This is a genomic window from Streptomyces wuyuanensis (genome assembly GCF_900103455.1).
Lineage (GTDB): Bacteria > Actinomycetota > Actinomycetes > Streptomycetales > Streptomycetaceae > Streptomyces > Streptomyces wuyuanensis.
Map to the genome: position 1 here is coordinate 470,893 of NZ_FNHI01000002.1, position 12,734 is coordinate 483,626.

Consider the following 12,734-nt stretch of genomic DNA (forward strand, 5'->3'; position numbering starts at 1 on the left):
CGGGGGGCGCAGGGGGCGCCCGGGGACGGATGCCCCGTGCACTGCTGAACCTCGTGATGGCCGCGACCGTACGTATCCACGGGACGCCGCCGGGGCATGTTCCCGACGGATCCGGCGGCGGCTTCCTGGGGAGCGGCTTCTTCATCGCCCCGAGCTGGGTCCTCACTTGTGCGCACGTGGCGATGCAGGGGGAGGGGCGCGAGGTGAACGTGGTCTTCGAGACCGGTCCCGGCAGCGGTGAGACGACCGTCGCCGGCGCGGTCGTCGCCGCGCTGCCGGAGCCCCCGGCCGCCGACGGCCCGTACGCGACCGCCCACCAGGCGGTCCTCCCGCCGGACTCAGGCGGCTGGCCGGCGCCCGATCTCGCGCTGATCCGGTTGCTGCGGCCCGTCGAGCACCCGTGCGTGTACGTCACCGAGCGGCCCGGAGCGCTCTTCGGCGGCGAGAGCGTCCTCTTCTCCGGCTGGACGATCGTGGACGGCCGGCCGACCAGGCTCAGCGGGCGGTGCGAGGTGATGGGCACCTACGGCGGCTGGTCCGACGCCGACGCGCAGATCCGCATCGACGGCGACTGGCTCGTTCCGGGCGTCTCCGGCTCGCCGGTCGTCGACCCGGCACGGGGCGAGGTCGTCGGCGTGCTCAAGTCGCGCCTCGGCGGCAGCAAGGGCGGCACGTCCATCGGCGTCGACCGGCTCCGCTCGCTGCCCGTGCCCGCCGGAGCGGTCACCGCCGAGACCGACGACGTCTACCAGGCGGTGTTCCACGCCCACGACCGCTATCACGCCGACCGGCACAACAGCCCGGTGAGCACGGACAGCACCTGGGCGGACGTCCAGAGCGAGCTGCGTGCCGGGGCCGGCCGCGCCCTCAGCCCGCAGCAGCGCGTCGACCTCCTCGGCCGGCTCGCCGAGTTCCCGCCGCCGGTCAGCACCCACAGCCTCCTGGAGCAGCTCGAGCGGCTGCCCGGCGTGTACCCGCGCGACCACCGGCCGGCGCCGCGCGGCTGGCGGGACGCCGTCGGCGCGCTGTACGAGACCCGGGACCGCGACGGCGCCCTGGAACTCGTCCTGCGCTACTGCATGAGCGTCATCGCCGCCGAGCGGCCCTACGCCGCACCGTCGACCGTGACCGCGGAGAAGTCCCTGTGGGAATGGGTGAAGCGGATCGCGGAGGACCGACTGCCGCGGGAGTTGCGCCACGAGCTCACCCTGCTGTGGCACGCGGGCCGGGTCCGCGCCGACCAGGCGCACCAGCGGCACCCCGCCCCGGCGTCCGACCGTCCCGTACGGCGCCCGGACGAACGGCCCTTCGTCCTGCTGGAGCTGGAGCCAAGAGGCTGGGAGCGGGACCGCCACGACTGGCGCGTCGGCGTCTCCCGCCCCGGCGGCGAGGTCCTTCCGGTCGCCGAGGACAGCCACGGCACCGCCTTCGCGAACCTCCCGTCGTGCCTGGCCGCGCCGCTCACCGAGGCGTTCCGCCGCTGCGACGAACCCGGCAGCCCGGCCGTCCTCCAGGTCGCCGTGGTCCGGGCGATGCTCGGGCTGGACGTCGAGAGCTGGCGCGTACCGCCGGACGGGCCGCCGCTGGGGGCCGCCCGCCCCGTCGTCATCCGCTGCTCCGACCTGCCGCCCCCGGAGACGGACGCCGGAGCGAGCGAGCGCCTCGCGCGCTGGAACCGCACGAGGAACGCCCTGATGCGGGCCGAGGTCCTCGACTGCGAGGACGGATTGGGGGTACCCGTACCCGAACCGGCCGAGCTGCGCTCGATGGCGCACGAGACGGTTCCGGTGCTCTGCCGGTCCGGGGCCGGGCCGGGGCCGGACGGCGCCACGGGTCTGCTCCGGGTCCTCGACGGAGGCTTCGGCCTCGCCCTGTGGCGCCGCCCCGACGGGCGGCGGGCGGACACCGTCTGCACCGAGTTCCACCGGCGGGCCGCCGGCACCGTCGCCGGGGCGGGCACAGCCGACCGGCTGCCGCACACGATCCATGAACTGCGGCGCGGCGTGCACGCGGGCCGTACGGAGACGTACTGGTCCGACGGCGTCGCGCTGTTCTGGGACGATCCGCACCATCCCCTGCCCGGCTCCGGCCAGTTGCTGGAGGCCCCGTGAGGTGCCCGGCCGGACATCCCCTTACGGGGCGTACAACGGATCGCTACCGTAAGGCACGTTCGACGGCTGCCGCTGCCCCCTGCGGACGAGTGACGACGAGGAACACGCAATGAGCGAACCCAGCGAGTGGCTCATCTACCGAGGGGCCGGCGAACCTCACGAGGGCATCCGGCAGCTGCCGCCCCCGCCGCCGTGGCGGGACTTCGCGGGCCGGCACGCCGCCGCGAGCGGCGCCGACGGCTCCGCGGACCGCAGGCTCGGCGGCCACCGGCACGTCGCCGAACTGCACCGGCCCGGAGCCGAGGAACTCGAGATGATCAACGCCGCCCTCTATCTGCGCCGCCCGCTGCTCGTCACCGGCAGCCCCGGCGCCGGAAAGAGCACGCTGGCCCACTCCGTCGCCCACGAGTTGGGCCTCGGCCGGGTGCTTCGCTGGCCCATCGTCAGCCGCTCGACGCTCCAGGACGGCCTCTACCACTACGACGCCATCGCCAGGCTGCAGGACGTCCAGATCGCCGCGCACGGCGCCGCGGCCGGGCGCGACGGCGCCGCCGACGACATCGGCGGCTACATCCGGCTCGGCCCGCTGGGCACCGCGCTGCTGCCCTCGGAGCGGCCTCGCGTCGTGCTCATCGACGAACTCGACAAGAGCGACATCGACCTGCCCAACGACCTCCTGAACGTGCTGGAGGAGGGCGAGTTCGGCATTCCCGAGCTGGAGCGCGTCGCCGACCGGCTGCCGGACGGGCGCGCCCAGGTGCTCACCGACGACGGCACCAGGGCGACCGTGATGGGCGGCCGGGTGCAGTGCAACGCCTTCCCCTTCGTCGTCCTCACCAGCAACGGCGAACGGGACTTCCCGGCGCCGCTGATGCGCCGTTGCATCCACCTGGAGCTCGGCCGGCCCGACCACCAGCGGCTCGCCACGTTCGTGCGCGCCCACCTCGGCGACGAGGCCGCCCGCTCCGGCGAGGACCTCATCGCCCATTTCCTGGAGCGCTCCCGCAGCGAACTCCTCGCCACCGACCAGTTGCTGAACGCCATCTACCTCACCGACGCCGCCGCCCCGGCCGGCCGTGACCGGCTCGCCGACCTGCTCATCCAGCGACTCGACCGCCCGAGGTGAGGCACTGATGCCCGACGCGAGCGCACGGCACGGACCGGGCGGCCCGCCCCGCGAGGAGCCGCCGCCGCAGGACGGCGGACTGCTGCCGACCTTCGTCGCCCGGCTGCGCGCCGCCGGGCTCGACCCCGACGCCGAGCAGCTCTGCGACGCCCTCTGGCTCGCCGGCCACACCCGGCGGCCCGGGCCGACGCCGGAACCCGGGCAGCGGCCCGCCGCCCCGGCCCCGGCGACGCACGGGGAGACGCGGGCCCGTCCCGCCGTCCCGGGGGAGCCCGCCGGCCCCGGCGACGCCGCGGATCGCGACCACCCCGCCCCCCGGGCCGCACTCGACGGCGAGGACCGGCGGGTCGCCCTGTACCCCGTACCGCGCCGCGACGGCCTCCCGCGCCCGGGGCCGGGCGAGGACCGCACCACGCTCACCGTCGGCGTACCGGCCGCCCCCGTCCTGCCGGCCCCCCTCGAACTCCAGCGCGCCCTGCGGCCGTTGCAGCGCTACCGGCCTGCCGCCCCGCCGGCGCGCACCGTCCTGGACGAGGCGGCCACGGCGGAACGCAGCGCCCGCGCGGGCGGGCTGGTCCTCCCCGTCTTCGCGGGGGTGTCCAGGGCCGACGCGCTGCTCCAGTTCGTCATGGACGCCTCCTCCTCGATGCGCGTCTGGGACCGGCTGTTCGCCGAACTCCAGCTGGTCTTCGCCCGGCTGGGCGCCTTCAGGGACGTCCAGGTCCGCTATCTCCACCAAGGGCCGGACGGGGCGCCCGCCGTCAGCCGGAGCCTCGACCCCGCCGCCGCCCCGCTGCACTCCGCTGACCGGCTCAGCGACCCCACCGGCCGCCGGGTGACCGTCCTCCTCAGCGACTGCGCCGGACCCCTGTGGCACAGCGGGCGGGCCCACCGGCTGCTGCACCGGCTCGCCAGGCAGGCGCCCGCCGCCGTCGTCCAGCCGCTGCCGCAGCGCATGTGGAACCGCACGCGGCTGCCGGTCACCCATGGCGTGCTGTCCCGGGGCGAGGGCCCGGCGGGAGCCGCCGCACTCAGGTTCACCGACGAGTCCGCCCCGGCGCCCCGGACCTCCCGCGGGGAACTCCCGGTACCGGTCCTGCCTCCCGTCGCCGGTGCGCTCGGGGCCTGGGCGAGGCTGCTCTCCGGCACCGGCGCCGGCCGGGTGTCCGGAGCGGTCGGCCTGGTGCGCGGCGACCAGCCCGCCGCGCCCGCCGCCCGCCGCGCCCGCCGGCCGTCCTCGCTCCAACTCGTCAGCGCCTTCCGGTCCGCGGCGTCCCCGGCGGCCGGTCAGCTCGCTGTCTATCTGGCCGCGGCACCGCTCTACCTGCCCGTGATGCAGCTCGTGCAGCGCACGATGCTGCCCGACTCCGGGCCGTCCGAACTCGCCGAGGTGCTGCTGAGCGGACTGCTGGCCCGGGCCGGGGACGACGGCCGCGACGACGGGCAGTGGTACGAGTTCGCGCCGGGCGTCCGGGAGGCGCTCCTCGGCCCGCTCGGACGGGACGAGGCCGTGCTCGTGCTCAAGCACTGCTCGGAGTACATAGAGCAGCGCTTCGGCAAGGGGGGCCCGAACTTCCCCGCCCTCGCCCTGGCCCAGCTCGACGACGGCCGGCACGCCCCCTACCCGCACGGTGGCCCGGACGACGACACGGAGGGGCCCGGCGACAACGGCGAGGAGCGCGTGCCGTCCCCCTTCGCCGAGGTCGCGGCCCGGGTGCTGGAGCGGTTCATGCCGCTGCCGGAGCAGTTCGCGCCGTACGGTCCCGCCGGGCCGCCCGAGGAGGGCCGGCCGGAGCACGCCGCGGTCGACCGCGCCCGGACCCTGCTGCGGCAGTTCGAGAGCGACAGCATGGTCCACTACCTGATGGACGCCGTGCAGCTGCTGCGCGGCGCCACCGAGCGGGAACAGCGGCCGGGTTCCGACCCGGGTCTGTGGGCCGAGTTCGCCCGCTGCCTGCTGAGGCTGTGGGAGGTGCAGGGCGGCGGCGAACTGCTGCGGGAGGCCGAACGGGCCGCGGAAAGGGCAGCCGCCCACCCCGGCGCCGTACGCGAACGCGCCATCCTCGCCAAGGTGCTGCACGCCGCCGCCGAGGAGCGCCGGCGGCGCGGCGACCGGCGCGGGGCGCTGGACCTGCTCCGCCGTGCCGACCGGGAGTACACCGCGGCCTGCGCCGCACCCGGCCTCGACGCCGCCGAGGCCCTGCGCCTCACCCTGGACCGGGTGCGGGCCCTGGAGGCCCAGTGGCGCCTCGGCGGCGACAGCGCCCTGCTCCAGGGCGCCGTCGGCATGCTCGAGGCTTTCGCCGATGTGTGGCCCGACCAGGAGAACCGGCCGGTCAGCCTGCCGCTCGCGCACGGCAGGACCCTGCTGCGGCTCTCCGGCGCTACCACCGACACCGAGCAGGCACGGCTGTACGCGGGCCAGGCGGCGCGCTCCCTGCGCAAGGCGTTCGGCGCGGGCGGCGGCGCGCAGACCCTGGGCAGTCGGCAGCGGGTCCTGCTGGACCTCGTCGACGCTCTGCTGCGGTCGGGCGACGGCGTGGACGAGGCCGGCGCGCTCGTCGACCAGGCGCTGGAGACCGTCGGCGACCCGCGGCTGCGCGCCTCGCTGCAGATCAGGGCGGGCCGGGTGAGCGTGCACCGCCACGAGCAGTCCGGCGACCCGGTGCGGCTGGAGCAGGCGGCCCGCTCCTTCGAGGCCGCGTCGCGCGGGGTTCCGCGCGACTCCCGGGCCCACGCGGACCTGCTCGCCGAGTGGGGCGCCGCCCTGCTCCGACGAGCCGAACTCCCCGGCGGGCGCGCCCACATCGGCGCCGCGGTCCGCGTCCTCAGGGACTGCCGCACGGAGACGGCGGCCGGCAGCGTCCACCAGGCGGAGCGGCTGCTGATGCTGGGCCGGGCCCTGATGCTGCGGCACCGGGCCACCGAGGACCGGGTGGACCTGCGCGAGGCCGAGTACCTCTTCGGGCTCGCCGCGCAGGAGGCCGACGACCCGCTGACCGCCGCACGCTGCTCGCTGGAGCTGGGCCGGGCCCGGCTGGCCGCCTACCAGAGCCTGGGCAGACCGGCCCGGCTCGACGAGGCGGCCGAGGCGTTCCGCGATGCCGCCGAGTACGCGAGGTCGGCCCTGGCCGAATGCGAAGACGCCCAACAGCGCGAAGAAGCAATGCTGTTGGGTGCTAGGGCCAACCACTGGCGGGGTAGGACCTATGAGGAGGCGGGCCGACCCAGGGCCGCGCGCGACGCGTACCGGGCCGCGGTCCGGGAGTGGCGCAGGCTGCCGGACGGCGGCGGCGCGGAGGGTGAGGCCACCGCGGAGCGGCTCGCCGAACTGGAGCGATGAGCACCCGGCACGGGGCACGGACCGGGAAACGGCAACGGGGAGGCGTGATGGGCGAGTCGGCGGAGAGTCCCGCGGGAGCGGCGGACACGAGCGGTGAACTGCCCGATCTGCTCGGGCTCGACCTGGAGCGGCTGCGGACGCTGGACCACCCGGTGCTCTCCGAGGTGCTGGCGGAACTGCGGGGGAGGGCCGAGCAGCCGCGGGAGATGCTGTGGGGTTTCACCAACGCGTTCTGATCGCCGGGCTCCGGGGCCGGCGGTCCGCCCGCGGTCCCGTCGCGTGGTGCGGTGTGCCGGAGCCCGGTCCCGATCCGGGGTCCCGTCCCGGCCGGGGGTCCGGTTTCGGCCCGGCACTCCGGTGAACAGGACAACGTCGCCCGGCGTGGGTTTGCCCGCCGGGCCCCGCAGGGATACTCGCCTCGGGCCGGCAGCGGGGGCCGTACCGCGTGCCGTACAGCATGGGGGTGCCGGAGTGTCTCGTCGGACGATGCCCCCGGTGCCGTTCGGCCAGTTCATCGTCAAGATGCACGGCCGCTGCAATCTGGCCTGCCGCTACTGCTACCTGTACGCGGGCCCGGACCGGACCTGGCGCGACCGGCCGGCGGCCGCCCCGCCCCGCGTCCTGGACCGCACCGCGGCCCGGATCGCCGAGCACGCCGCCGCTCACGGCCTGGGCGGGCTCTCGCTCGTGCTGCACGGCGGCGAGCCGCTGCTCGCCGGCGCGGACCGGCTGGGCGCCTTCGCCTCCCTCGTGCGCGAACGGGTGCCGGAGGGCTGCACCGTCCGCGCGACCGTGCAGACCAACGCCACCCTGCTGACCGGCGCCCGCGCCGGCACCCTCGCCCGCCACGGCGTCCGCATCGGCATCAGCCTGGACGGCGGCCTCCCCGCCCACAACGCCCTGCGCACCGACCACGCGGGGCGGCCGTCCTGGCCCGCCGCGTCGCGGGGGGCGAGGCTCCTCGCCGAGCGCCATCCGGACGCGTACGCCGGCATCCTCACCGTCGTCGACCCGCGGACCGATCCGGTGGAGACGTACGAGTCCCTGCTGGACCTCGCGCCCCCGGCCCTCGACCTGTTGCTGCCGCACGGCAACTGGACCTCCCCACCGCCGGGGCACCCCGCGGCCGCGCCCGGGACGCCGCACCGGTTCCCCGACGCACCCACCCCTTACGGCGACTGGCTGGTCGCGGTCTTCGACCGCTGGTGGGGGGCCCGGCGGCGGGAGACGCGGGTCCGGCTCTTCGAGGAGTGCCTGGCCCTGCTCCTGGGCCTGCCCGGCGCCACCGAGTCGCTCGGCCTCGACCCGGTCAACGCCGTGGTCGTGGAGACGGACGGGGCGATCGAGCAGGTCGACTCCCTGAAGTCCGCCTACGACGGCGCCGCCGCAACGGGCCTCGACGTCTTCCGGCACGCCTTCGACGCCGTCCTCGGCCACCCGGGGATGGCCGCCCGGCAGGCGGGCGCGGCGGCCCTCTCCGCCGAGTGCTGCGCCTGCCCGCTGCTGACGGTGTGCGGCGGCGGTCACTACGCCCACCGCTACCGCGCGGGCGCCGGCTTCACCCACCCGTCCGTCTACTGCGCCGACCTCGAACGCCTCATCCGGCACGCGGCCGGCCGGCTGGCCGCGGCCGGCGCCGGCGCCGGAGCGGTCCGGTGAGGGCGCCCGTCCCCGGGCGGACCCTTCGGGAACTCGGCCGCACCGAAGGCGGCCACGAGGCACTCGGACTGCTCGTACGGGACCAGCACACCCGCCGGATGGTGCTGCTGCGCGCGCTCCTGGACGCGGCGGAGTCGGCACCCGCCGCATCCGGGCGACGGGCTGCCGCGCGGATGCGGGACGCCTGGGCACTGCTGGAGGCCGCCGAGCGCAAGGACCGGGAGGCCGTGCGCGGTCTGCTGCTCTACCCGCTGACCGGGCCCTGGGCCCAGCGCTGCCTGTACGGGCTCACCGCGCCCGGACCGGCGCCCCGCCCGGGCGCGGGACTCGACCACTTCGGGGCCCTCGCCGCCGCGGCCGCGGTCCGCGCCGGGCTGCCCTTCACCACCCGGCTCCCGCCCCGGGACGGGACGCTGGTGCTTCCGCTCCTGGGCGCCTTGCGCGTGCCCGGCCCGGAGCCGGTGGAGATCGCCTTCGACGGCGAGGAGTTGACGTTCGGAGCAGGCTGGGGGAGCCGGGTGGCGGTACGAAGGGCCGCCGACGGGACCGCGCACTGCGGCGATCCGCGCTGGCAGTCCGTGTTCTCGCTGCCCGCCGTCCTGCCCGGCTCCCACCCCGTGCCGCTCGACGACCTCCACCCGTACCGCACCGAGGGTGGCGGGCTGGAGCGGCACGGGCTCAGCTCGGGGGCCGCGCTCGACGACGGCGAACGCAAGGCGTGGGCGGAGTCCTGGTCCGGGATCGAGCCCCTGCTGCGGATCGGCGGCGAGCACCGCACCGCGGAGGCGGCCGTACTGCTCCGCTGCCTCGTGCCGCTCGCCCCGCCGCCCGGCTCCGGCCCCACCGGCGGGAGCGCGTCGCACTGCAGTGGCACCCGGCGCGAGGCCTTCGGGGCCGTCCTCAGCAGCAAGCCGTCCACGCCCGCGTACTTCGCCGCGACGCTCGTCCACGAGCTCCAGCACACCAAACTGGCGGCGCTGTGCGCGCTCGCCCCGCTGCACCACGAGGACGCCGCACCGCGGCACTTCGCTCCCTGGCGATCGGACCCGCGGCCGTTCGACGGCCTGCTGCAGGGCGCGTACTCGCACATCGCGCTGGCCGACTACTGGCAGCGGTTCGCGCTCGGCGCCCGGAACTCCGCACACCGCGACCTCGCCTGGGCGGAGCACGCGCGTTGCCGCGAACAGGTCGGCGCGGTGCTCCCCGTCCTCGCGGGCTCCGGGGCACTCACCCGCGAAGGGCGCACCGTGGTCAACGAGATGATCGCGCTCTACGACCATCTGGCTGATCAGCCGCCCCCTTTCGGGCACTTGGCGAGGGCGGCGGCATATGTCGACACCGCGCGCGTGATCTGGTGCCAGCGAAACGGAACGCAGCGGTGACACCACGTTCCGTTGTATGTTCGTATGGAATGTCACGGAGCAGGGAGACGGTTGAATGCCCGCAGCGCGCAAGCCCGTTGGAGCGACCGGGACAGAGACCGTCACGATCAGTTTCGCGGGATTCAACCGCGCCTGGGCCGCCTGGGTCGGCGACCGGCTCGAACGGCGCGGCATGCGCGTGGTGTTCCAGCGCTGGGACCCGCCCGTGCAGACCCCGCTCGAGGAGAACCTGCGGGACCTGATGCTCGCCCCCGGCCGGATCCTCGTCCTGCTCAGCGACTGGTACTTCCAGCTGGGCCCGCGCAGCCACGCGGAGTGGAACCGGGCGCTGCGCGACGTCGTCGCCGCCGAGCCCGACCGGTTCGCCGCCGTCTCCATCACCACCTCCACGCTGCCCGCCGCCACCGCCGTGTTCGCCGCCGCCGACCTCACCAACGTCGGCGCCGACGAGGCCGAGCGCCGGCTGCTGGCCCGGCTGGACCTGCCCGCCGAGCCGGTCGCTCCGGCCGGCGGCCGGCCGGGCCCCCGCTACCCGGCCGACACCCCCGAGGTGTGGGGCGGCGTCCCGCGCCGCAACACCCGTTTCACCGGCCGCGAGAGCCTGCTCAACTCCGCCTACCACGCCCTCCAGGACGCCGGCCCCGGCGCCGGAGTGGTGACCCTGCACGGCATGTCGGGTGTCGGCAAGACCCAGCTCGCCGCCGAGTACGTGTACCGCTTCGGCTCCGAGTACGACGTCGTGTGGTGGGTCTCCGCCGAGAAGCGCGTCACCTACCGCCAGAAGCTCGCCGAACTCGCCCCGGCCCTGGGTCTTTCCACCGGTGCCGAGTACGGTGAGCGGCTGCGCGCCGTGCGCGACGCCCTGCGTCGCGGCGAGCCGTACCAGCGCTGGCTGCTCGTCCTGGACGGGGCGGACGAGCCGGAGCACATCTGGGACCTGGTGCCGACCGGCCCCGGCCACGTCCTGATCACCTCCCGCAACCCGGAGTGGAGCGAGCACAACAGCAATCTGCTGGAGGTGCAGGTCTACGACCGCGAGGAGTCGGTCGCCTTCATCCGCCGCCGCGCCCCCCGGCTGACCCACACCGAGGCCGATCAGCTCGCGGCGGCCCTGGAGGACCTGCCGCTCCTCCTCGACCAGACGGCGGGCTGGCTCAACGACTCCGACATGTCGGTGGACGAGTACATTGAGCTCCTCGAAGGCGGCATCGACCAGGACGTCGTGAAGGTCTCCGCCGACTTCCCGCTGGCCTTCCAGACGGCGTGGTCGATACTGCTGAACAAGCTCCGCGAGACCGTCCCGGAGTCCGTCGACCTGCTGCGCCTGTGCACCTTCTTCGCCCCCGGCTCCGTACCCGTGCGGCTGCTCAAGGAGATGCCGTCCGGAACCATGCCCGAGTCCCTGTCGGGGCTGATGAACGACCCGCTGCTGTGGAACCGGGCGATCGCCCAGCTGCGCCAGTACTCGGTGGTGCGGCTGGAGTCGCACGAGTCCCTGGCGGACGAGGCGTCCACCTCCGGGGAGTCGCTGTACCTGCACCGGATGGTCCACCAGATCGTCCGCAAGGACATGCCCGAGCGGAACGCGGCCGAGTTCGTCGAGGTCGTCCGCCGCGCCCTCGCCGGCGCCGACCCGGGACGCCCGACCGACACCCGGCTCTGGCCGCGGTACGCGGAGATCACCCCGCACCTCAAGTACGCCGACGCCCTGGCCAGTGAGGACCCGGCGGTCCACACCCTGGTCCTCAACTGCCTCCGCTACATGTACCTGTCCGGCGAGTACCGCGCCGGCATCAAGCTCGGCGAACGCGCCATGGCCGCCTGGCGCGCCCTCCTCGGCGAGACGCACCCGAGGATCTGGGACCTCAGCTACCACTACGCGAACCTGCTGCGCGCCGTCGGCGACTACGCGGGCACGGAGGCCATCGAGCGGGCCGCCGCGGACCATCTGCGCAACGAGCGCGGCCCGGACGACCTGGAGCACCTCCGTGCGGCCGGCGGTCTGGCGGCCGATCTGCGCGGGCTCGGGCGGTACGAGGAGGCACTGGAGCTGTCACAGTGGATCCTCGACGCCTACCGCGAACTCCTTGGCGAGCAGGACTCCCGGACCCTCAACGCCCAGAACAACATGGCGATGTCCCTGCGCCTGCTCGGCCGTTACGGCGAGTCCCTGGAGCTGAACCGCCGCACCCTGGAGGCGCGCAGGCAGCTGCTGCGCCCCCGGCACAACTGGACGCTCTACTCGGAGATCAACTACGCCACGGACCTGCGTCTCCTCGGCCGCTACCACGAGGCCGAGTCCCTCCAGGCGCAGAGCGTCCGTGTGCACCGGCTCGTCCTGGGCCGGGACAACCCGCAGACCCTGCGGGCCGAACACAATCTGGCCCTGTGCCACTACCGCATGGGCGAGCGCGCCAAGGCCGAGGAGATGTTCACCCGGATCCTGGAGCGTGCGGAGCGCGTGCTCGGCGAAGCCGATCCGCTGACCGTGATGTTCTCCGCGAGCCAGTGCTGCTTCGCCCGGGAGCACGGCGACATCGACCAGGCCAGGGACATAAGCGCACGGGTCGTCGCCATCTACTCCGAGATGCTCGGCGAGGGCCATCCGTACGTCGCCGGGACCCGGGGGAACCACGCCCTCGTCCTGCGCAACGTCGGCGACCGGGAGCAGGCCCACGTGCTCGTCGAGGAGGCCCTCGGCGACATGACGCGGGCCGTCGGCGAGAACCACCCCTGGACGCTCGGCTGCGCCGTCAACGCCTCCGCGCTGCGCAATCTGGTGGGTGACCCCGAAGGCGCCGCCGAACTGACCCGCGTCACCATCGACCGGGCGGTCGAGGCACTGGGCCGCACCCATCCGCTGACGCTGTCCTCCCGGATCGCCCACGCGGCCGATCTGCGCGCCCTGAGGGACCGGCAGCGTGCCGACAAGATCGAGTCGGAGGCGCTCGGGGACCTCGCCGCGACGCTGGGTCCCCAGCACGTCCACACGGTCTCGGCCCGCTCTCGCAACCGGCCTTACTGGGACTTCGAACCGCAGACCATCTGATCCGGGGTTTCCGGGCCGGGAACCGCTCCGACAGCGGGAGGCCCGGCCCCGCGCGCACCGCGGG

At 75.1% G+C, this 12,734-nt stretch carries 7 protein-coding genes; all 7 read left to right on the forward strand.

Features of this window, described 5'->3' with window-relative positions; genetic code table 11:
• Window positions 1-29: 29 nt before the first annotated feature.
• The 7 genes from BLT82_RS05245 (at window position 30) to fxsT (ending at window position 12,670) form a co-directional block, all read left to right on the forward strand.
• Window positions 30-2,111 (forward strand): VMAP-C domain-containing protein, encoded by a 2,082-nt coding sequence (locus BLT82_RS05245; protein WP_244291835.1) that lies wholly within the window; start codon window positions 30-32, stop codon window positions 2,109-2,111.
• A gap of 109 nt (window positions 2,112-2,220) precedes the next feature.
• Window positions 2,221-3,237 (forward strand): AAA family ATPase, encoded by a 1,017-nt coding sequence (locus tag BLT82_RS05250; protein ID WP_093652605.1) that lies wholly within the window; start codon window positions 2,221-2,223, stop codon window positions 3,235-3,237.
• A 7-nt stretch (window positions 3,238-3,244) separates the two neighbouring features.
• The gene (locus tag BLT82_RS05255; protein ID WP_093652606.1) at window positions 3,245-6,580 is read left to right on the forward strand and encodes an SAV_2336 N-terminal domain-related protein; all 3,336 of its coding nucleotides are present in this window, start codon (window positions 3,245-3,247) and stop codon (window positions 6,578-6,580) included.
• Window positions 6,581-6,627: 47 nt separating this feature from the next.
• Entirely contained in the window at window positions 6,628-6,816 is a 189-nt protein-coding gene (gene fxsA, locus BLT82_RS05260) for an FxSxx-COOH cyclophane-containing RiPP peptide (RefSeq protein WP_093652607.1), read from the forward strand.
• Between the two features lie 250 nt (window positions 6,817-7,066).
• Window positions 7,067-8,239, forward strand: a complete 1,173-nt coding sequence (locus BLT82_RS05265; protein ID WP_093652608.1) for an FxsB family cyclophane-forming radical SAM/SPASM peptide maturase — start codon at window positions 7,067-7,069, stop codon at window positions 8,237-8,239.
• Window positions 8,236-9,621, forward strand: a complete 1,386-nt coding sequence (locus tag BLT82_RS05270) for an aKG-HExxH-type peptide beta-hydroxylase (RefSeq protein WP_093652609.1) — start codon at window positions 8,236-8,238, stop codon at window positions 9,619-9,621. Before BLT82_RS05265 ends, BLT82_RS05270 begins: the two co-directional genes overlap by 4 nt.
• 55 nt (window positions 9,622-9,676) lie before the next feature.
• Window positions 9,677-12,670 (forward strand): FxSxx-COOH system tetratricopeptide repeat protein, encoded by a 2,994-nt coding sequence (gene fxsT, locus BLT82_RS05275; RefSeq protein ID WP_093652610.1) that lies wholly within the window; start codon window positions 9,677-9,679, stop codon window positions 12,668-12,670.
• The last annotated feature ends 64 nt before the right edge of the window (window positions 12,671-12,734 follow it).

Bases quoted from the DNA above. Each gene is read 5' to 3' on its own strand.
- BLT82_RS05245 (WP_244291835.1), top strand. From the start codon at position 30: ATGCCCCGTGCACTGCTGAACCTCGTGATGGCCGCGACCGTACGTATC.
- BLT82_RS05250 (WP_093652605.1), top strand. From the start codon at position 2,221: ATGAGCGAACCCAGCGAGTGGCTCATCTACCGAGGGGCCGGCGAACCT.
- BLT82_RS05255 (WP_093652606.1), top strand. From the start codon at position 3,245: ATGCCCGACGCGAGCGCACGGCACGGACCGGGCGGCCCGCCCCGCGAG.
- fxsA (WP_093652607.1), top strand. From the start codon at position 6,628: ATGGGCGAGTCGGCGGAGAGTCCCGCGGGAGCGGCGGACACGAGCGGT.
- BLT82_RS05265 (WP_093652608.1), top strand. From the start codon at position 7,067: ATGCCCCCGGTGCCGTTCGGCCAGTTCATCGTCAAGATGCACGGCCGC.
- fxsT (WP_093652610.1), top strand. From the start codon at position 9,677: ATGCCCGCAGCGCGCAAGCCCGTTGGAGCGACCGGGACAGAGACCGTC.